Source organism: Collinsella sp. AM17-1, assembly GCF_003470665.1.
Classification (GTDB): domain Bacteria; phylum Actinomycetota; class Coriobacteriia; order Coriobacteriales; family Coriobacteriaceae; genus Collinsella.
The window spans coordinates 167,861-188,283 of sequence record NZ_QRJZ01000001.1 but is presented as its reverse complement, the minus strand read 5'-3'; the positions used below and the strand labels follow the sequence as shown (position 1 = coordinate 188,283).

General features: G+C 60.2%; 21 protein-coding genes. 16 read left to right on the top strand and 5 right to left on the bottom strand.

Annotation, left to right across the window (positions count from 1 at the left end; translation table 11 throughout):
• Positions 1–2 precede the first annotated feature (2 nt).
• Positions 3–923 (top strand): aminoglycoside O-phosphotransferase APH(2'')-Ig, encoded by a 921-nt coding sequence (gene aph(2'')-Ig, locus DW195_RS00785; protein WP_118205363.1) that lies wholly within the window; start codon positions 3–5, stop codon positions 921–923.
• A gap of 53 nt (positions 924–976) precedes the next feature.
• Here the strand turns inward: aph(2'')-Ig and DW195_RS00780 are convergent, their stop codons facing one another.
• Positions 977–1,918 (bottom strand): transposase, encoded by a 942-nt coding sequence (locus DW195_RS00780; protein ID WP_158567865.1) that lies wholly within the window; start codon positions 1,916–1,918, stop codon positions 977–979.
• Positions 1,908–2,246 (bottom strand): hypothetical protein, encoded by a 339-nt coding sequence (locus DW195_RS10360; protein WP_158567864.1) that lies wholly within the window; start codon positions 2,244–2,246, stop codon positions 1,908–1,910. The genes DW195_RS00780 and DW195_RS10360 overlap by 11 nt, the downstream gene beginning before the upstream one ends.
• Before the next feature lie 600 nt (positions 2,247–2,846).
• Between DW195_RS10360 and tet(W) the strand changes: the two genes are divergently transcribed.
• Positions 2,847–4,766, top strand: a complete 1,920-nt coding sequence (gene tet(W), locus DW195_RS00765) for a tetracycline resistance ribosomal protection protein Tet(W) (protein ID WP_118205357.1) — start codon at positions 2,847–2,849, stop codon at positions 4,764–4,766.
• A 121-nt stretch (positions 4,767–4,887) separates the two neighbouring features.
• Positions 4,888–5,970 (top strand): IS1595 family transposase, encoded by a 1,083-nt coding sequence (locus tag DW195_RS00760; protein ID WP_158567863.1) that lies wholly within the window; start codon positions 4,888–4,890, stop codon positions 5,968–5,970.
• Positions 5,971–6,041: 71 nt separating this feature from the next.
• Here the strand turns inward: DW195_RS00760 and DW195_RS00755 are convergent, their stop codons facing one another.
• The 3 genes from DW195_RS00755 to DW195_RS00750 all read right to left on the bottom strand — a co-directional run bounded on the left by DW195_RS00755 (position 6,042) and on the right by DW195_RS00750 (position 8,073).
• A complete protein-coding gene (locus tag DW195_RS00755) occupies positions 6,042–6,536 on the bottom strand; it encodes a nucleotidyltransferase domain-containing protein (protein ID WP_117843039.1) in 495 nt (164 codons plus the stop codon).
• Between the two features lie 72 nt (positions 6,537–6,608).
• Positions 6,609–6,836 (bottom strand): hypothetical protein, encoded by a 228-nt coding sequence (locus DW195_RS10295; RefSeq protein WP_147356464.1) that lies wholly within the window; start codon positions 6,834–6,836, stop codon positions 6,609–6,611.
• Positions 6,837–7,032: 196 nt separating this feature from the next.
• Positions 7,033–8,073 (bottom strand): hypothetical protein, encoded by a 1,041-nt coding sequence (locus tag DW195_RS00750; protein WP_092199317.1) that lies wholly within the window; start codon positions 8,071–8,073, stop codon positions 7,033–7,035.
• Between the two features lie 420 nt (positions 8,074–8,493).
• Between DW195_RS00750 and DW195_RS00745 the strand changes: the two genes are divergently transcribed.
• The 13 genes from DW195_RS00745 to DW195_RS00685 all read left to right on the top strand — a co-directional run bounded on the left by DW195_RS00745 (position 8,494) and on the right by DW195_RS00685 (position 20,339).
• Positions 8,494–8,835, top strand: a complete 342-nt coding sequence (locus DW195_RS00745; RefSeq protein WP_092199314.1) for a helix-turn-helix domain-containing protein — start codon at positions 8,494–8,496, stop codon at positions 8,833–8,835.
• 227 nt (positions 8,836–9,062) lie between these two features.
• Complete coding sequence (locus DW195_RS00740) at positions 9,063–9,287, top strand: helix-turn-helix domain-containing protein (protein WP_092199334.1); 225 nt, start codon at positions 9,063–9,065, stop codon at positions 9,285–9,287.
• A 9-nt stretch (positions 9,288–9,296) separates the two neighbouring features.
• On the top strand, positions 9,297–9,812 hold the full coding sequence (locus DW195_RS00735) for a hypothetical protein (RefSeq protein ID WP_092199311.1): 516 nt from the start codon (positions 9,297–9,299) through the stop codon (positions 9,810–9,812).
• A gap of 10 nt (positions 9,813–9,822) precedes the next feature.
• A complete protein-coding gene (locus tag DW195_RS00730) occupies positions 9,823–10,602 on the top strand; it encodes an ATP-binding protein (protein ID WP_118205353.1) in 780 nt (259 codons plus the stop codon).
• Positions 10,603–10,763: 161 nt separating this feature from the next.
• A complete protein-coding gene (locus DW195_RS00725; RefSeq protein ID WP_092199305.1) occupies positions 10,764–11,267 on the top strand; it encodes a peptide ABC transporter substrate-binding protein in 504 nt (167 codons plus the stop codon).
• An 87-nt stretch (positions 11,268–11,354) separates the two neighbouring features.
• Complete coding sequence (locus DW195_RS00720) at positions 11,355–11,903, top strand: hypothetical protein (protein WP_118205351.1); 549 nt, start codon at positions 11,355–11,357, stop codon at positions 11,901–11,903.
• Positions 11,900–13,732: a VirD4-like conjugal transfer protein, CD1115 family gene (locus DW195_RS00715; RefSeq protein ID WP_118205349.1), complete on the top strand. Its 1,833-nt coding sequence runs from the start codon at positions 11,900–11,902 to the stop codon at positions 13,730–13,732. The genes DW195_RS00720 and DW195_RS00715 overlap by 4 nt, the downstream gene beginning before the upstream one ends.
• Positions 13,733–13,923: 191 nt before the next feature.
• Positions 13,924–14,139, top strand: a complete 216-nt coding sequence (locus tag DW195_RS00710) for a hypothetical protein (RefSeq protein WP_015760600.1) — start codon at positions 13,924–13,926, stop codon at positions 14,137–14,139.
• Between the two features lie 16 nt (positions 14,140–14,155).
• Complete coding sequence (locus tag DW195_RS00705; RefSeq protein WP_118205347.1) at positions 14,156–14,563, top strand: PrgI family protein; 408 nt, start codon at positions 14,156–14,158, stop codon at positions 14,561–14,563.
• The gene (locus DW195_RS00700; RefSeq protein ID WP_118205345.1) at positions 14,547–17,042 is read left to right on the top strand and encodes a VirB4-like conjugal transfer ATPase, CD1110 family; all 2,496 of its coding nucleotides are present in this window, start codon (positions 14,547–14,549) and stop codon (positions 17,040–17,042) included. The genes DW195_RS00705 and DW195_RS00700 overlap by 17 nt, the downstream gene beginning before the upstream one ends.
• Complete coding sequence (locus DW195_RS00695; RefSeq protein ID WP_118205343.1) at positions 17,035–18,609, top strand: NlpC/P60 family protein; 1,575 nt, start codon at positions 17,035–17,037, stop codon at positions 18,607–18,609. The genes DW195_RS00700 and DW195_RS00695 overlap by 8 nt, the downstream gene beginning before the upstream one ends.
• A gap of 15 nt (positions 18,610–18,624) precedes the next feature.
• Positions 18,625–19,338 (top strand): hypothetical protein, encoded by a 714-nt coding sequence (locus tag DW195_RS00690; protein WP_118205341.1) that lies wholly within the window; start codon positions 18,625–18,627, stop codon positions 19,336–19,338.
• Positions 19,335–20,339, top strand: a complete 1,005-nt coding sequence (locus tag DW195_RS00685) for a conjugal transfer protein TrbL (protein ID WP_233540774.1) — start codon at positions 19,335–19,337, stop codon at positions 20,337–20,339. Before DW195_RS00690 ends, DW195_RS00685 begins: the two co-directional genes overlap by 4 nt.
• The last annotated feature ends 84 nt before the right edge of the window (positions 20,340–20,423 follow it).

Genomic DNA, 20,423 nt, shown 5'->3' with positions numbered 1-20,423 from the left:
CGATGTGTGAATTTAGTAGTCCGCAAATTCCAATAACGGATATTGAGAAGGCCATGGAACGGATCGGAAGTCCGGTGAGAGAACTTCGCCGCTTGGATGCGGGGGATGACAGCGAAGTGCTGCTTTGCAATGGGCTGTTTGTCATCAAAATCCCCAAACGGCCATCTGTGCGCGTGACACAGCAAAGAGAATTTGCAGTATACTCCTTTCTCAAACAGTATGATTTACCTGCTTTGATTCCGGAAGTGATTTTTCAATGCAATGAATTTAATGTTATGTCGTTTATCCCCGGAGAAAACTTTGGCTTTCAAGAATATGCCTTGCTTTCAGAAAAGGAAAAAGAAGCGCTTGCTTCAGATATGGCGATATTTTTGCGGAGATTGCATGGTATATCGGTGCCGCTTTCAGAGAAACCGTTCTGTCAAATCTTCGAAGATAAACGCAAAAGATATTTGGAAGACCAAGAACAGCTGCTTGAAGTGCTCGAAAACCGAAAACTCTTGAATGCACCACTCCAGAAAAATATCCAGACGATATATGAGCATATCGGTCAGAATCAGGAACTGTTTGACTATGCGGCCTGTTTAGTTCACAATGATTTTAGCTCTTCCAATATGGTGTTCAGACATAATCGTCTGTATGGCGTGATCGATTTTGGAGATGTAATTGTCGGTGATCCGGACAATGATTTTTTATGCCTTCTGGATTGCAGCATGGATGACTTTGGGAAAGATTTCGGGCGAAAGGTTTTAAGACATTATGGCCATCGGAATCCACAATTAGCAGAAAGAAAAGCAGAAATCAATGATGCTTACTGGCCGATACAACAAGTCCTGCTTGGTGTTCAGAGAGAAGATCGGTCGCTTTTCTGTAAGGGATACCGTGATCTTCTGACCGTAGATCCAGATGCCTTCATTTTATAAAAAACACAGCAAGGATCCTTGCTGTCAGCCTGTAGAAAAACCTGCTCCGGCAATTAAGCCAGAGCAGGTTTTTTGCTTGGAAACGAAAGCGGAAACGGAAAAAGCATCAAAACAACAGCTACACTTTTCCCCCATCCTGTTCGTTTTCCGCCATCCGGCGCCGGATGGCGGCCATTCCATTTCCAAATGGCCAGCTTTTTCAGATTCATGGCAGCAAATTTAAGCTTCACCCAGTTTGTCACCTGGGCCAAGCCTCTGTACTGCGTGTAACGCATCCCGTGTTTTTCCTTCGCATCGGCAAACACACGCTCAATCTTCTCTTTTCGCAGCCGGTACAGTTCTTTGTACACCGCCATATGCCGGACATGCTCTGCCATCTCCACATAGTCCTGCCAGACATGGCGCAGTACGGTTTTCTCGCACTTGGCGTTCTCGGTGCACATCCCTCTGGTGGGACAGGTCTTGCAAAGATAGCCTCGGCTCTTGTATTCCCGGTAGCCCTCCCGGTTTGTGGTGGAATAATGCAGCGCACGGTATTCCGGACAGATCACATCGTCAAAGTATTCATCATACACATAGGCCCACCAGGGGTGGCCGTTTCCTTTGGTCTTGGGGCGGGTATAGCAGGTGGAAAGAACGCGGCCGCTGTCGAAGATTCTCTTGCAGATCCAGGGGGTTTTGTAGGCGCTGTCCGCCACCACGGTTTTGTGCTCGGGGTAATACTGGCATACTTCATCGTACAGAGGATCAAAGGCTACACTGTCGTGGATATTGCCGGGAGTGACGTGAACACCAACAACAAAATTGTGCTTGTCACATGCTGTGTGCGCTTCGTAGGCAAAGCACTTTTTGTGCTCCCCCTTGTGGAATACACCGCTTTCCGGGTCGGTGGTGGACACCACCGTTTCCTTCTCCTCCGGCGGCTTTTTGTCGCTGTCATCCGAGAAAGGTTTCTTGCCGTGTTCCTCCCGGTCTTTGTTTACCTCATTGAACATCCTTTGAATCATAGGCGCCGTACACAAGATACGTTTCAGTGCAAATGGTTCCAGGTTCCAGAATGTTCATTACTGAAAGAACTTTTCGCTTGCCCTCTTTATCGGCCCTTCCGGCATGATCAAAAGACACGTAAGAAGCGATAACCTTCCATTTGTCAATCATCTCTACACCCGTATGCACTTCTTTGCGGGAGAAGGGACCTGTTCCCTTGATGTAGCGCAATTTTATATCGCCACTTTCCATGGGTTTTACGTTTGTGGCGAGGCCAAAATGCTCATGTACGGTAAGGAAGCAAGCAACCGAAAACAAGAGATAGACCGCCAGCACTACACTATTCCGAACCAAAGACCAAAAGATAAGCATTGTGGGAAAATCTAAACTTTTGGATTTTCCTACAATGCCAACTACGGCGGAATCCCTCCCACTCCTTATATCTTTCTGTATACATTGAATTTGTATTTAGTAAAATGCAGACAACACCACGGATCGGCTTTTGGTTGGACAATTCCAACCAAACACCACAGCAGACAGCAGAAAACATTCTGAACGCTAGGAAGCCGGTATGATTGTTACATATAAGGGGAAGAAAAATTTCTTTTAGGTACTTGCTTTCCTAAAACTGATGTGATACAATGATTTAATCCAGAAAAGGAGTAAAAAATATGCGGCAAGGTATTCTTAAATAAAACTATAATCAAATAGTGGGAACAAAGGATTATGATAGGTCCTTTTGTAGGGGCTTAGTTTTTTGTACCCAATTTAAGAATACTTTTGCCTTATCAATTTTGACATATCCCCAAAAACAGCACTCACAAACAGGTGTACGCTGTATATGTGTATGTCCGCAAATTATCATCCCCAGTGGTAAAAGTATTTTACTGCTGGGGATTTTTATGCCCTTCGGGGCAGTAAAGGGAGGACAATCACATGAAAATAATCAATATTGGAATTCTTGCCCATGTAGACGCTGGAAAGACGACCTTGACGGAGAGCCTGCTATATGCCAGCGGAGCCATTTCAGAACCGGGGAGCGTCGAAAAAGGGACAACGAGGACGGACACCATGTTTTTGGAGCGGCAGCGTGGGATTACCATTCAAGCGGCAGTCACTTCCTTCCAGTGGCACAGATGTAAAGTCAACATTGTGGATACGCCCGGCCACATGGATTTTTTGGCGGAGGTGTACCGCTCTTTGGCTGTTTTAGATGGGGCCATCTTGGTGATCTCCGCTAAAGATGGCGTGCAGGCCCAGACCCGTATTCTGTTCCATGCCCTGCGGAAAATGAACATTCCCACCGTTATCTTTATCAACAAGATCGACCAGGCTGGCGTTGATTTGCAGAGCGTGGTTCAGTCTGTTCGGGATAAGCTCTCCGCCGATATTATCATCAAGCAGACGGTGTCGCTGTCCCCGGAAATAGTCCTGGAGGAAAATACCGACATAGAAGCATGGGATGCGGTCATCGAAAATAACGATGAATTATTGGAAAAGTATATCGCAGGAGAACCAATCAGCCGGGAAAAACTTGCGCGGGAGGAACAGCAGCGGGTTCAAGACGCCTCCCTGTTCCCAGTCTATCATGGCAGCGCCAAAAATGGCCTTGGCATTCAACCGTTGATGGATGCGGTGACAGGGCTGTTCCAACCGATTGGGGAACAGGGGGGCGCCGCCCTATGCGGCAGCGTTTTCAAGGTTGAGTACACCGATTGCGGCCAGCGGCGTGTCTATCTACGGCTATACAGCGGAACGCTGCGCCTGCGGGATACGGTGGCCCTGGCCGGGAGAGAAAAGCTGAAAATCACAGAGATGCGTATTCCATCCAAAGGGGAAATTGTTCGGACAGACACCGCTTATCCGGGTGAAATTGTTATCCTTCCCAGCGACAGCGTGAGGTTAAACGATGTATTAGGGGACCAAACCCGGCTCCCTCGTAAAAGGTGGCGCGAGGACCCCCTCCCCATGCTGCGGACGGCGATTGCGCCGAAAACGGCAGCGCAAAGAGAACGGCTGCTGGACGCTCTTACGCAACTTGCGGATACTGACCCGCTTTTGCGCTGCGAGGTGGATTCCATCACCCATGAGATCATTCTTTCTTTTTTGGGCCGGGTGCAGTTGGAGGTTGTTTCCGCTTTGCTGTCGGAAAAATACAAGCTTGAAACAGTGGTAAAGGAACCCTCCGTCATTTATATGGAGCGGCCGCTCAAAGCAGCCAGCCACACCATCCATATCGAGGTGCCGCCCAACCCGTTTTGGGCATCCATAGGACTGTCTGTTACACCACTCTCGCTTGGCTCCGGTGTACAATACGAGAGCCGGGTTTCGCTGGGATACTTGAACCAGAGTTTTCAAAACGCTGTCAGGGATGGTATCCGTTACGGGCTGGAGCAGGGCTTGTTCGGCTGGAACGTAACGGACTGTAAGATTTGCTTTGAATACGGGCTTTATTACAGTCCGGTCAGCACGCCGGCGGACTTCCGCTCATTGGCCCCGATTGTATTGGAACAGGCATTGAAGGAATCGGGGACGCAGCTGCTGGAACCTTATCTCTCCTTCATCCTCTATGCGCCCCAGGAATACCTTTCCAGGGCTTATCATGATGCACCGAAATACTGTGCCACCATCGAAACGGCCCAGGTAAAAAAGGATGAAGTTGTCTTTACTGGCGAGATTCCCGCCCGCTGTATACAGGCATACCGTACTGATCTGGCCTTTTACACCAACGGGCGGAGCGTATGCCTTACAGAGCTGAAAGGATATCAGGCCGCTGTCGGTCAGCCGGTCATCCAGCCCCGCCGTCCAAACAGCCGCCTGGACAAGGTGCGCCATATGTTTCAGAAGGTAATGTAAAGATACATAATCGTCAAGACGGCAACAATCAGAAGTTATGGAGGGTAACAATGGAATATAGTAAGGAAGATTTAATGGAAGCAAAAAAGCAAATCCATCATCAGGAGAGATGGAGGTTGCAATGGAAGACGTGCTCACCCAGCTGACGAGGCAGCTCCTCCCGCAGATGACGGCTGCCGAGAAGAGCAGGGCCCTGAGATCGCTCAAGGCGCTGATAGACGCGGAGCTTTTCGAACTCGCGGCAAGCGAGGGGGCGGAAGACGATCCCGACAGAGCCTGCCCCTGGTGCGGCTCCCCGCATTACGTGAAGAGGGGGCGAGACGGGCGCGGCCGTCAGCGGTTCCTCTGCCGAGGGTGCGCCAGGACCTTCACCGACGCCACCATGCGCATCTTCTCCACCACCAAGCTCGACAGGTCGGCCTGGATGAGGTTCGCGGAGTGCCACGTGGACATGCTCCCGCTGCGCGAGTCGGCGGAAAAGTGCGGCGTGTGCCTCAAGACGGCGTTCTTCATGCGCCACAGGCTGCTCGAGGCCATGGCCAAGCGCATGCCCGCCTTCCGCGTGGAGGCCGGCGGCGGGGCCGAGCTCGACGAGTGCTTCTTCAGGGAAAGCTTCAAGGGAAACCGCTCCAGGTCGGAGTCCGGCGTGCCCAGGAAGCCCCGCGCAAGGTCGCAGGGAACCGACGGGCACGAGAAGATATGCGTGCTCACCGGCATCAACGACGCCGGCGACATCTTCTACGAGATCGCGGGGAGGGGCGGCCTCGACGAGGCGGCGGCCAGGGAGCTGCTCGCCGACAAGCTCGCGGTCGGCGCGATAATCTCGACGGACCGTGCGCACGTGTACCGCCGCGTCCTGCCCGCCCTCGGCGTCGGCGCGCACATCGCCAGCAAGAGGGAGGAGCACGCCATCAACAGGGTGAACAGCCTCCACTCCCAGATGAGGCACTTCATCGGCAGGTTCCGGGGCGTCTCCACGAGACGCCTCGAGAACTACCTCGCCTGGTTCAAGTGGACATGGTGCTTCAAGGTCCGCAGGAGCGCGGACGAGCTCGCCGAGCTCATAGTGAGGCAGGCGGCCCGCGGCACGTACGAGAAGACCTGGCGCCAGTACAAGGCGACCCCCTATCCGTTCTACGAGTACTGGATCAAGCAGGCGAAATGGGACTCGCGTGCGCGGAGGGCCATATACGGCGTGGCGTGATGTCCAGGGCGGTCTGGCGCAGCGCATCTGCGGCAAGCGCTGAAGTCGTGCCCCGATGCAAATAGCAACAGCTAGCGATATTCTTCGGGAACGTCGAAGCCGTACTCACGGCATAGGAGCATGACATCGTGGACGTCGTGCTCGTCATGCTGATAGCCCAAGTGAAACAACAGCTGGCTTTCGGGGTCGATGCACGACACCTCCACCTCGCCGATGCGCCCCCTCCCCGAAAAGACCTCCCCGGGAAAACGATCTCCCTGATACAGAATATCGCCATTCTCGGCGAAATCGAAGCAATGCAGGTCGACGATGCGCCCCGCCTCGTCTTGCCACACCGTGTGATCTTCGGTGGTGAAAGATGCAGCCACCTCGGAAAACCCCTCATCAGCAATTAGATCCACGAACCTTTGGTAATCCCCGCGCTGAACGAACAGGTCGATGTCGTTATGGGCCCTGGTCTCACGCCCGACAAGCGCATCGACGCCCCAGCCGCCATCAAGGTATACGTCGATGCCCGCACCTGCGGAAAGGCCGATTATCCAACACGCATCATCCTTGGTGACCATAGGAGCTCCTTCGCTTTCGCCTGCTATCTAAGCAAGAAAGATTATAGGAAAAGTCCCAGTATCCAAAGCGGTCTAACACAACGCCGATAATACTCTCAAGATTCTGCCGGCACTCGAGTAATACCTGTAATGTTGATGGCTCCTACCTTTTTCTGAAAGATACTGGCATACATCCTGATGGCAGCTGAGATTTTCTAGCGACATTGAGTGCGTCAATTCATCGCTTTCATAAACCTGCTTTTCAAGATCTTTCAATAAATCGTAAAGCTTCTTTTTATTTTTTGAGCCTCTGTCTGCCATGCTCTTTCCTTTGGCTTGTCTTTATCGAACCAATTATTTACACGATTGAATAAACATTACTATTGAAGTTTACTAGCTGTATATGAATTCATGTTGATTAACGTCGGCAATGTGGTTGGACGAAGGCTTTCGGAACCTGTCCTCGAACCGGATTGCGATTTTATGCATTCGTGGATTGCGCGATCGCCCATTAGGCTCATTGCGTTGAAGAAAGTACCGTCTTGCCATTTTCCATTATCCACTCGACCTCCTGCATGTAAGCGCGAAACGCGCAAGGAACGTTCGGATCGGCTTTCTTCTCGGCGAGAATAGCGACGAATTGGGACTTCGGCTGCGCGTTCGTCGTGGGCGTGATGAGAAGCGAGTCGTCAAAGCGGTAAATGGATTTCGCCGGGAATCCGAGGTACTTGCACAAGGAGAACCTTGCGGTTTCGCCGAGTTCCGCTGCCTCTTTGAGCATGCGCTCCCAAATCGAGACGACTTCCACGTACTTGGATTCGAGGACTTCCGGGTCGATTCCGATAAACTCGGCATATGGGGCGAAGAACGGGGACTCGGGATCGAGGAGCGCCACCCTGATGCGAAGATCGGGGTTTTCCAGCTGCTTGACGAGGAATTCGCGATTGGTGTTCGTCCAGGAGAGCCCATGGAAGTGGATGATGTCGATCCGCTTCTTGGCATCGGAGATCTTCTTCCAGTACTGCGCCTCGGTAGGATTCCAATAGGCGTCAACGAATCCGATCCTCGAAGCATCGCCCTGGCTGTTCTCTGCATCCGCTGCGCTACGAGCCCGCTCGAGCGCAGACCTTCCGCCGACAGACATCTCGACTATGTAGTCGAGGATCGCATGGAGTTCAGGTGGCAGCTCGTCTTCTCCCGGCAAGTCTTCCACTCCTTCGGCGTTGCCGACGAGCTCCTTGAACCGCTCGGTAGCCGCGTCGGCAAGCCTGCCGTCTTCTATCCCGCTCTCGATCGCGGCAACCGTCGAGGCGCAGCCTCTGGTTCTGGCATATTTCTCGAAGCACTCCCGGTAGCGCGCGACCCAGTCATAGGGCTCGCCTTTGACGATATCCGGCCAGTAGCCGTTTCGCTTGCTTATGTTCTTAACGGCGCTGCTGTCGGGCGGAAACCCCAAGTCGGCAGTGAGCTCGGGCCAATTGAGATCATGGCTGCGGAACTTGTCGGTGGAAATCTCCTTGAGAATCCTGACTGCAGCGGAATTCGTCATTTGCGTCATGCCTGTTCCTCTCCAATAGTTTCTACTTGTAAGTATGAACCAAAAGTGAACCATTGGAGGACAAAGGCGGAATCTGGTGTGGATTAATCCGGGAACGTAAGATTTAAATACAGGGTTTGGCAAGAAAAACGCCAGGTAAAACACTGTATTTTGTTCTTGCGCGATTGTAGGCGGCTCATGCCCCGTCGGTTCCGCTCCGGTTCATCGACGATGGGCGCGACATCTGCTTGCAAGAGGGAAGACGATTCTTCCACCCCGACCCGACCAAGGATTCCAACGATGTTGAGGAGGTGCCATATGCCGCCATAAAGCGAATTCGACAGAAGCTGTGGATTGCGCGAGTCCGCATGCCTCCCTTTTTAAAAAAAGGCGAGCATGCGGGGGTTCGCGCTGCCCTGATGATCGCCGGAAGGGAACACCATGGGCAGCGTTTTGAAGGGCACGATCGAGACGGCAGGCGGCGGCAACGCGAAGGGATCCTCGCCGCAGGCGTATTTTCTGATGAAGCTCGTGCGGGAGCCCGTCATTCCGGAGGACGTCTACTCGGTGGAGGAAGTCGCCAGGCTGCTGCACATCAGCCCCGACCGAGTCAGAAGCTTCGCGGCGCGCGACAACAACCCGCTTCCCATCCGCCATTTCAAGGGCGGAGCGCGCGGCTCGCTCGTGCTCAGGGACGAGCTCATCGACTGGCTGAAGACGAACACGGTGAGCGCGGTCGAAGAGGCGCGGAACCGCCGTCGCGAGAAATACGACAGCGAATAGCCACATCCGCTTCATCTGGCAGCGATTCGCTCGATGGCATTGAAAGGAGCGCCGAATCCGGCGCTCCTTTCTCGTATTCCTCTGCTGCAGGGCTTTAGCGGGCTTCGGGGCACGGCTCGCAGGCGGCGCATGTTCTTCCAGATGCTACAAAAGGCGTCGACACCGACGATTGCACAACGGTGACAAACGATATTCACGAAAAGGAAACGATGCGGAAGGAGACGAAGATGCAGCGCTCGGGCAAAGGGGACGGCGGGGCGAACGGGCTCGAGGAGCTCACACCCCTCTACACGGTCAGCCAGGTGGCGGACTATCTCGGGGTCCATCCTCACACCATCTACCGCTACCTGCAGGAAGGGCGCATAAAGGCGGTGCGCATCGGGTCGACGTACCGCTTCACGGCGCATGACATCAACGAGTACGTCGCGGAGTGCTCAATCGACAATTCGTAGGAGACACCGATGGGGCAAGAGGACAGAGGGGCAGGCGGCGACTCGCGCCCTGGACACGCATCGCGCGGCTACGTGAAGGTCTACTCCTTCATGGGATCGGCACTTCGCCTTTCCGGCCTCGAGCTGCTCGTCTTCGCCCGCATCTTCGGGTTCACCGTCAACGGGCTTCCTTTCTTCGAGAGCCGCGCCAAGACCGCCGAGTTCTTCGGTAGCTCCCGTCGCGCGGTCATAACGGCGGTGGGCAAGCTGGCGGACAAGGGCCTCATCAAGGAGATCCGCCATGAAGACGGGGCCTTCTCCGGGAAGAGCAAGGCATACGCGGCAGACCTCAAGAGGGTGTCCGAGGCAGCCGGGATCGACATCGACGCCTTCCTTCCTACCGCGGATGAGGCGCATGGTGAAGAACGTTCACCATGCGACATGCCAGATGGTGAAGCTCCTTCACCATCGACTGGTGAAGGAGCTTCACGCGACTGGGTGAAGAAGCTGCACCCGATACCAAAGGGAAAAGACTACTGGCGATAGGAAACGCGCAATGGGAAGAGAAGTTCACTTCTACACGCTGGAGGAGGCCATCGAGGAGGGCGTCCCGTACCGGGAGCAGGGCGAACTCACCTGCGAGTACTGCGGAAAGTCGCTCGAACAGCTCGGCATCGTCGGGTATGACGGCGTGATCAGATGGGTGATCCGCAAGGAGTGCGACTGCGAGGAGGCTCGGGCGAGCCGCGAGAACCAGGAAAGACAGCAGGAGAACATCAAGCGCAAGGAACAGGAATCGAAGCTCCTTCGAGCCGGCATCCCGAAGCGCTACCTGCGGGCATCGGTCACCAACGCCAAATCCATCCGCTACATCGAGTCATACCGGCCCGGCATCGGGACGGGACTCTACTTTCTCGGGGGCGTCGGCGCCGGCAAGACCTACGAGGCAAGCGCGCTCGCGAAGTCCTTCGTGTGGGCCGGCTACTCGGTCGTCTTCACGACGACCCTCTCGATGCTCGATTCCATCAGGAGAAGCTACGACGGCAAGTCGGGAGCGGGCATAGCGAGATTCTCCAGGGCAGACCTGCTCGTCCTCGACGACCTCGGCAAGGAAAACGCGAACAGCTGGGCTCTCACGACGCTCTTCCAGATCCTGAACGAGCGCTACGAGAGGCTGCTGCCGACGGTTTTCACCTCCCAGTACGCGATCTGCGACCTGGAGCGAAGGATGTCGCGCAACGGCGAGCGCGAAAGCGCACAGGCGATAGCGTCGCGGATAGGCCAGGTGAGCACGGTCGTCGACCTCGGAAGGGCGGACCGTCGGCGCCGCGGGTGACAGAATCCTCTCCAGCAAGGGCTTAGCGGGTTCGAACGGGCCCGCCTCGGCTCCTCCGAGCGCGATCGCGGAGAAAATCGAAGAAAGGATTTTCGACGGACGCGAGCGCGAAGGCGCAGGACGCATGGGAGGAACCAGCCGTGATGCAGAGCCCAAGATTCATGAGAGCCGACGACGAGACCGCGGCAGAGCTCGTCGCCAAGTGCCAGGAGAACGGCTGGCTCATGCGCGGCGGGTATCCCTGGCAAGACGACCCCTATCTCGAGGAATACCCCTACGAGTTCGCGAAGGCGGGCAGCGTGGAAGAGCTGCGCGTCTTCTTCGCGCATGGAAACTGGGCCATCCGCCAGGGCATCGTGTACGAGGACCTGGCGTTCGTACAGCAGGTCGACGGCGGCGACGAGTGGTGGACGCTGAAGCGCACCGACGAAGGTTGGATCGCGTTCGAGAGCTGGTCGTTCGGCGGCATCGTGCGGGAACCGGCGAGATTCGAGCATGCCATCGACTGCATGCACTACGCGACTCCCGAGCAATGCTCGTCCCTCGACTACATGAAGGCCCAGCTCCCACTGGACGGTGCGGCGAGGCGCGCACGGGAGTCCATCCAACAACTGAACAAGACGGCGGACCCGCCTGCGCGAAGCGCGCGGACGGAGGTTCGCTGACCATCCGAGAAGGCGGGACTATCCCGCCTTCTTCGTTTACCGGGAGGCGCTGGGACAGTTTGTCCCAGCCGAGGAAAGGACAAGGAAATGACAGACGACTTCGGCGACGACTCCGGCGAGAAGCTCGTCGACTGGATGATCCGCATCGGGCAGGACGCCGGCGAGTCCGCGATGACGGCGAGCGGCGAGAGGCTCGCCTCGGCGTTCAGGCGCGCCCGCGGCGATGACGCGATCGAAGGAGGCGCAGAGGCCGATCTTGGCGTGGCTGAATGGGCGAAGCTCGACCTCTCCGAGTTCACGAGCCTGCCCGAGTACGAGACCATCCGCCAGGTCATCGACGAGAAGCTCTACCGCGAGGGAATCCGCCACGAGTTCGCGTCCATGCCGGAAGGCGAGCACCTCATCTTCATGGTCGAGGACGCGCCCGAGGTGAACGAGGCGTTCAGGGAGCTCGAGGATGCCACGCACGCGTCTGCGCAGCGCGCCGAAAAGGAGCTCTCCAGGATGCGGGCGCAAGCCAAGGACGAGCCCATCGCGGAGAAGGCGGCACGGGCCAAGGAGGCGTCCTCGCGGCTCGAGGCGGCGAAGGGCAAATCGCGCGATGTGTCGCGCGGCGTGGAGACGAGGGCGAAATGAGGCCGGCTCTCCAGGCGCTCGCCACATGCGCCGCCAGCATCGCCTGCTTTCTTGCGGGAGACGCAGCCGCCTCGGCGGCTGCCGCATCGGGGTTTCCCTCGCGCGGCGCTGCCACCCTTTTGTCGGCAGTTCCCGCGACGGGCGTCACGGCAGATCCCATGGCGCTCGCGGTGGGCCTCATGGCGGCGTGCATCCCCTGGGCCGTCTGGGCGCGCAGCCTCGTGCGGGCCGGCACGCACCGCCAGGGCGAGGAGCACGGCTCCGCCCGCTGGGGGACCCTCAAGGAAGGGCGCGCGTTCATGGATTCCAAAGACCCCTCGAACAACATCCTGCTCTCGAGGGACTTCGCGCTGGCGCTCAAACCGAGGCGCTTCGACCTCAAGCACGACCGCAACCGCAACGTATGCGTGCTCGGCGGCCCGGGGTCGGGCAAGACACGATACTACGTCAAGCCCAACCTCATGCAGAAGAACGCCGACTTCCTCGTGACCGACCCCAAGGGCACGCTCCTGGGCGAGGTCGGCTGGATGCTAGAGGGCGCCGGCTACGACATACGCACCTTCGACACGACCGACTTCTCCCGCTCGATGCACTACAACCCGCTCGCATACGTGGAAGACCAGGCGGACATCCTCGTCTTCGTCGAGTGCCTCATCAAGAACACGACGCCGGACGACCGCAAGGGCTCGGACCCGTTCTGGGAGAATTCGGAGAGGCTCCTCTACACCGCGCTGGTGGCCTATCTCGTCTACCACGCGCGCCCCGAGGAGCGGAACCTCAACTCGCTCATGCTCCTCTTGAGCCTCGCCGAGGCGCGCGAGGAGGACGAGTCGTACATGAGCCCGCTCGACCTCATCTTCGAGGAGCTCGAGACCGGCATGCGGTATATGGAGCGCATGCGTCCCTGCGCCGCCACGGGCGAGCGCCCCTTCGACGACGGGGGCGACTGGGGATGGGTGCGCGTGGGCGAGCCCCACGACGCCGGCGAGGACTTCGCCCTGTCGAACTACCGCGCCTTCAAGGTGGCGGCGGGAAAGACCCTGAAATCGATCATCATCAGCTGCAACGTGCGCCTGAAGCCATTGTCCGTGGATGCGGTGTCCCAGCTGGTCTCGCGCGACGAGATGGCGCTCGACGAGCTGGGGTCGGGAGAGGGCAGGCACGCGATCTTCGCGAGCATGTCGGATTCCGACTCGACCTTCGACTTCCTGTTCGCGCTGCTCATGTGGCAGGCGACGAGCGTGCTCTACAAGACGGCGCTCGGGCGCTTCGGCGGAGCCCTCAGGCGTCCCGTGCACTTCCTGCTCGACGAGTTCGGCAACATCGGCACGGTGCCCGACTTCGAGCGCGTCATCGCCACCGCACGCTCCCGCAACGTGAGTTTCAGCATCATCCTGCAGTCGGCCAGCCAGCTCGAGCGCTCCTACGAGAAGGAGGGCGCCAAGACCATCCTCGACTGCTGCGACACCGTGGTCTTCCTGGGCGGCAAGTCGACCGAGACCAACGAGATGGTCTCGAAGATGATCGGCAAGCAGACCGTGAAGGTGCTCACGGAAAGCGACTCGAGGGGCGCCAACCGCTCCACCACCCAGAACTACAACGTCATCGAGCGCGACCTCATGACTCCCGACGAGGTGGGCAGGCTCCCGCGCGACGAATCGATCGTGCTCATCAGCGGGACCTACCCCCTGAAGGGGGCGAAGTACCGCATCGAGGAGCATCCCTCCTACCCCGAGGTAGACCCCGGGCATGCGGGCGCGAGGCACGAGGAGCGCTTCGATTTTCTCGAGTACCTGGAGAGGAAAGGCGGTGGTGGTCCCATGAGATGAGAGTTGGGACGGCGGGAGCCGAAGCTCCCTGGAAATGCACGGCGAGGCCAGCTTCCACACGAGCCCGCCGCGCGCCGTCCCGGATGCAAAGGGGCGCGAGATGCGCTCCGAGACCAATTGTACCAACCGGGGCGGCCGTCTCGGGCCACACGGAGGCGGCCGTCCCCAGGACCGAAGAAAGGAGACACGAAGTGCTCTCGAACATAATCGGGCTCGTATCGGGCTGCGTGACCTTCCTCGGAGGGTTCTTGATCGTCTGGGGCGCCGTCTCGCTCGGATTGGCGATCCGAGAACAGCAAGGCGGCGCGCAGATCGCGAGCGCGATCTCGACCATCGCCGGCGGGGCGATCATCATCGCCGCCGCCATCTACTTCGGGCAGCTCGACACCTCGTGGCTCCCCGCCTAGGAAAGGAGCCGAGGAGATGCTGTCCGTAAGAGTCCAGAAGGACATCGGCGAATACACCGAGAAGATAGTCGGTAAGCTGTCCGCGCGCACGCTCCTGTGCCTGGCGGGAGGCCTCGCCGCGGCTGTCGGGGCCGCGGCGCTGTGCCGGCTCGCGTTCGGGATAGAGGTGCGCGACGCGGCCCTTCCCGTCATGTGCGCGTCCCTGCCGTTCTGGCTCGCGGGGTTCTGGCGACCCCACCACATGAAATTCGAGAAATTCATCCCGCTCTGGCTCGACTTCCAGCTCGAGGACCAGAGGATCCTCTACCGCTCGACCCCCGCGCTCGAAGGCGCCGAAGCCTCGCCTGCGCCGGGGCACCCGACGCGCAGGGCGAGGAGGAAGGCGAAAAGGAAGGGGGCGGAGGCGAATGCTTCGCCGCGATAGGAACAAGAAGAAGGCCGGCGCCCGCAGTAGCGCCTGGCACGTCCGCGGGGCCCATGCCCGCGCATCCGAGCTCGAGGAGGAGGAGAAGCGCCTCGAGCAGGCGGCGCGCCGCAAGAGGCGCGCCCGCGCCGAGGCGAAAGACGTTCTCTCGGCGATCGGCTACGACGCGATGTACGAGGATGGGACGGCGCAGGTCGAGGAGGGCCTGTTCAGCCAGACCATCGAGTTCGGGGACATCAGCTACCAGTCCGCCCGGGAGGAGAGCCAGCAGTCGGTGTTCGCGGCGATGAGCGAGCTCTACGACTACTTCGGGTCGGAGACCTCGGTGCAGCTCACCATCACGAACACGCCCATCCCCAAAAGCGAGATCGGGCGCAAGCGCTTCTTCGAGAAGAGCGACCCGCGCGTGGACGAGTACGTCGAGGAATATAACCGCATCCTCAACGACAAGATGCGCGAGGGGGTCTCGAACCTCGTCCGCCACCGCTACCTCACCTTCCTCGTGGGGGCAGACGACGTGGACGCCGCCGCTCCCAAGCTCGCCCGAGCACGGGGCGACTGCGTGCAGACGCTCGCGCGCATCCGCTGCGAGGCGCGCATGCTCGACGGAGCCGAGAGGCTCTCGCTCGTGCAGTCCCAACTGCGCCCGGGGTCCGAGTCCACGTTCTCGTGGGACAAACTGTCCCAGTCGAGCGGGCTGCGCACGAAGGACCTCATCGCGCCGCAGGTCCTCGACTTCAAGCCCGGGGGCAGCCCCGACTGCTACCGCGCGGACGGCACGTGGTGCCGCGTGCTGGTCTTCCGCGGCTTCGGCAGCGACCTCGAGGACGACTGCATCGCCAACATCGTCGACCTTCCCATGCCCCTGAACGTCACGCTGCACGTCCATCCCATGGGAAAGGCGCAGGCCGTCTCATACGTGAAGAAGCGCATCGCCTGGATGGACAAGGAGGTCATCGACGAGCAGATGAGCGCGGTGAAGAAGGGCTACGACTTCTCGATCCTCCCGCCTGAGCTCTCCCACTCCAAGGAGGAGGCGGAAGAGCTCCTCGACCAGCTCCAGAACAAGAACCAGCGCCTGTTCACCTACACGGGGCTCGTGTTCACCTACGCGGACACGGCAGAGGCCCTCGACCACCAGACCCGCCAGATCATGGCGGCGGCCCGCCAGCGCTCCATAGAGGTGGAGCCGCTTTCGTACCGCCAGCGCCAGGGCATGAACTCCATCCTGCCCCTGGGGCTCAACCACGTCGAGGTGTCGCGGTACATGACCACCGCACAGATCGCCATACAGATGCCCTTCGCCTCCCAGGAGCTCAACCAGCCCGGCGGCGGATACTACGGGCAGTCGAAGCAGTCCGGCAACCTCGTCATCGTGAACCGCAAGCGGCTCGCGAGCCCCATGGGGTTCGTCTGCGGCAAACCCGGGTCGGGCAAGAGCTTCAGCGTCAAACGCGAGATCATGAACACGATACTCGCGTACCCCGACGACGAGGTGATAGTCTTCGACCCCGCAGGCGAGTACGCGCCGGTGGTGGAGCCCGCGGGCGGCACCTGTATACGCTTCTCGCCGGACACCGACACGTTCATGAACCCCTTCGACCTCTCGGACGTCGCCGACAAGGCGAACCAGGCGCAGCTTGCCTTCAAGATCGACGCGATACTGGCGCTCTCGAGCGCGACCATGGCAGAGGGGCGCGAGGGACTGCCCGAAGCGGACAAGTCCATCATCAGCCGCTGCGTGGAGCTGGCGTACCTGCGCTGCGAGGAGAAGGGCAGGCTTCCCGTGCTCGGCGACTTCTACGAGCTGCTCCTCGAGCAGGAGGAGCCCGAGGCTCGCGACATCGCGCTGCGCTACGAGCGCTACGTGAAGGGCGCCCTGTCGTTCTTCAACCACCAGAGCAACGTGGGCTTCGAGAACCGCATCACCAACGTCGACTTCAAGGACCTCTCGCAGAACATGAGGGTCTTCGGCATGCTCACCGCGCTCGAGGCGGTGCGCAACCGCATGTACGCGAACTTCGAGCGCGGCGTGACCACATGGCTCTACATAGACGAAGTGCAGAGCCTCTTCGGGCACCCTGCGATCATCAGCTACTTCTCGAAGTTCTGGGCGGAGGGCCGCAAGTTCAACCTCATCTGCACGGGCATCACGCAGAACTCCACCTACATGCTCGAGCACGAGGACGCCCGCAACATGGTGCTCAACTCGGACTTCGTGCTCCTGCACAAGCAAAGCCACCTCGACCGCAAGAGCTGGGTCGACCTGCTCGCCCTCTCGGCCCAGGAAGAGGGCTACATCGACGACTCGATCAAGGCCGGCGAGGGACTGCTCGTCGCGGGAGGCGCGCGCGTCCCGATCAAGGACGATTTCCCGAAGGGAGCGCTCTACGACCTGTTCAACACAAAGCCCGAGGAGATCGCGCAGATAAAGCGCGCCCAGGCCTTCGCGCGCGCCCGGGAGGACGGCGATGCCTGAGAGCACGGCGACATACAGCGACGGCTCGGCACGCGTCGAGGCGACGGGGCACGCCCGCATGCAGGCGCTCGGCGAAAAGGACAGGCAGGACGCCGTCTCGGCGGGAATCGTCAAGGGCGCAGGCGACCGCGCGGCCGAGGCGCTCGCCCCCAGGCAAGACGCCCCCAAGCGGGGCAGGGCGGGGCGCTCTAAACCCTCCCCCGCCGACGAGGGGAAGCGCATGCCGCAGGCAGGGCGCCCTTCCCAGGCGAAGGCGTACCTCAAGCGCGCCGTATTCGACGTCGCGGTGTCGGAAGCCGACGACTCCGAGGAGCTCTCCGGGGTGGAGCGCGTGAGCGGCGCCGCAAGGACGGCACGCTCCGTGCTCGCGCGGCGGACGGCGTCCAAGAAGGCATCCGCAGCCTCGGGAAAGAAGACCGTCCCGAAGGGCGTCGCGAAGCGCCTCAAGACGGCACTCGCGAACCGCGCGGCAGCGGCGGGGGCGCAGCGCGCCGCCGCGGGACAGGTATCTGCGGCTGCCGCCAAGACCGCGGCGTCCGCGGGCGGCAAGGGAGCGGTCGTCGGCGCGGCGTCGTCGGTCGCCGTGCCGGTCGCGGGGGTGCTCGCCGCCATCATGGCGTTCCTGCTCGCCGTGCTCGCCGTCTCCCAGATCGTGAGCGCGCTGTTCGGCTTCTGGACCAATGAGGCCTCGAAGGCTTCCCTCGAAGGGCTGCCGCCCTACATCACCTACGAGATGGTCGAGGAGGCGCTCGAGTGCCAGGAGGAGTACGGGCATCCCGCGGGATGCACGATAGCCCAGATCATCGTCGAGTCCGGGCAGGGCGACCACCTGTCCGGGCTCGCCACGAAAGACCACAACTTGTTCGGCATGAAATGGTCGAGCTCGTACGCCCTGTGCGAGGAGGTCGCCGGGAAGAGCTCGTGGAGGACCGGCGAGGAGTACGGAGGGCAGCACGTCACCGTGACCGCCGACTTCATCAGCTTCGTCGGCGATGCCGAGTGCATCCGCTTTCGCAGCCGCGTCTTCCTGCAGGCGAGCCGCTACGCGGACAACCCGCTCATACGCGAGGCCGTGGCGAACCACGACTCGAACAAGATGGCCGAGGGGCTCAAGGACGCGGGGTGGGCCACGAGCTCGGACTACGTGGAGAGCCTCAAATCCGCCATGAGGACCTACGGGCTCTACCGCTTCGATGGCATGAGCGTGGAGGACCTCCGCGCCGGGGCGCTCTCGGCGGATGTGGTCGTCTCGGCCGCCTACAGCCAACTCGGCGTCCCCTACGTGTGGGGAGGGACCACGCCGGGAGTCGGCCTGGACTGCAGCGGGCTCACCCAGTACTGCTACAAGCAGGCCGGCATCTCGATACCGCGCAACACCGAGGAGCAGTACGCGCAGGGCGAGAAGGTCCCGCTGTCCGAGGCGCAGCCCGGCGACATCCTCTACCGCCCCGGTCACGTCGGCATCTACATAGGGGGCGACCGCTACATACACGCGCCCCACCGGGGCGAGGTGGTGAAGGTCGCGAGCGGGATCTCGGGCTTCACCTGCGCCCTCTCGTATCGATAGCTTAGGAGGACAACGATGGACAAGAAGACGAAACTGATGGCCATATGCGCCGCCGGCGCCGCGGCGATCCTGATAGGCGCGGGGCTCGCGCGCTGCGCGATCGCGCCGGCGGAACCCGAGCCCGAGCCGGTGGTCGCGGTTGAAGAGGAGAGCGGGCAGGGCGCCCAGGCGGACGATCCGCTCTCCGGATACCTCGGCACCGTCTGGACGAGCGAGGACGGCTCCGCGACGCTCTCACTTTCCGACTCGACGATCGTCGAGCAGGGAGACGCGGGCACGCAGGTGATGTACTACGAGGTCCTCTCCGAAGAGGCCGACGGCGACGGGCTGTCCGCGCAGATCTCCTTCACCCGCGCGGCGGGAGAGGCGAGCTCCCAGACGCTGCTCACGGTAGCCTCCTCCGGCGGCAAGAAGAGGCTGTCCTGCGACGCGTTCGCGCTGTCCAAGACCTACCTGCTCGCAGACGGCGCCGAAGCCGCCCTCGAGCTTTCCGCCCACGCGCCCGAGCTCAACGAGCTCCTGGAAGCCGAGGACGCCGAGATCGCCTCCGCCATCTCGCAGAGGGCTCAGACGGCGTGCCCGACGGCGACGCTCGCCACGTGGGACGGCGAGGTCTACCTGGACTGCAACGAGGGCGTCCTCACCACGTCCTTCCACCTGAACGACGCGGCGTCCACCATCGTCCAGGTCTCGCTCGACCGCGCCTCCGGGGAGCTGAGCGCGCTATGAGCCGGGTCGCCTCGATCGCGGCGAACCGGAGGTTCCGCCTCGCGTTCGCGCTCACGTTCCTGCTCGCGTCCCTCTTGTTCGTCCCCGCCGCCCCCGCCTACGCCGACATCGCCGACGACGTGAACTCGTGGCTCGCCGGGCTTCTGAGGGACGCCTGCAACTGGATGTTCACCAACCAGGTGGCGGTGCTCTCGAGCATCGGCTACGACGGCATCATCGGGGCGGACTTCTCGCAGATGCTCACCACGGCGGGCGACGTGTCCATGTACGACATCGCCCGCGGGGTCTGGGACGCCGCCGTCCTTCCCATCGGCTGCGGGCTGCTCGGCCTCGTGTTCACGGTGAAGCTCATCCAGATAAGCCAGCGCATGGACGGCAACGCCTCCTTCCCCGGCGTGAAGGAGGTCGTGTTCCTGCTGGTGTTCTTCGCGGTGTTCCTGTTCCTCATCCAGAACAGCTTCGACCTCATGGAGGCCGTCTACGAGGTGGTCGGGCTCGCCATCGGCCGCACGATGGCGCTCTTCGGCTCGGGAGGCGCGCTGGACCTCACCGCGGTGAGCGTGGTCACCTCCGACGACGACGTGCCGGCGCTCATAGCGCTCCTCCTGGTCTCGGTCATCAGCTGGGTCGTCGTGCTCGGCGCCTACATAGTGGCGCTCGTGGTCTGCTGGGCCCGCGCGATCCAGCTCTACATCATGGCGGCCTTCAGCCCTATACCGCTGTCCCTCATGGCGCTCGACGACACGCGCCAGATCGGCATCGGGTACCTGAAGAACTTCACGGCGGTGTGCCTGGCGGGGCTGATCATCCTGATCCTGCTCATCGCCTTCCCCCTGATATTGGGAGGGCTCACCGGGGCGAGCACCTCGACGGGGACCCCCATCGACGGGATCGCGACGGGGCTCACCTACGCGCTGCAGTACCTGGCGATGTGCGTGCTGCTCATACTCTCGCTCGTCAAGAGCGGCGCCTGGGCGCGCGACATCGTCTCGGGAATCTGACCTTGAAGGATCCGAACTTGAAAAGGGGTGGTCGCCTTGGATGGCTAGAGGTTTCAAGGCAAAGGCAATCAGGCGGGACTTCCA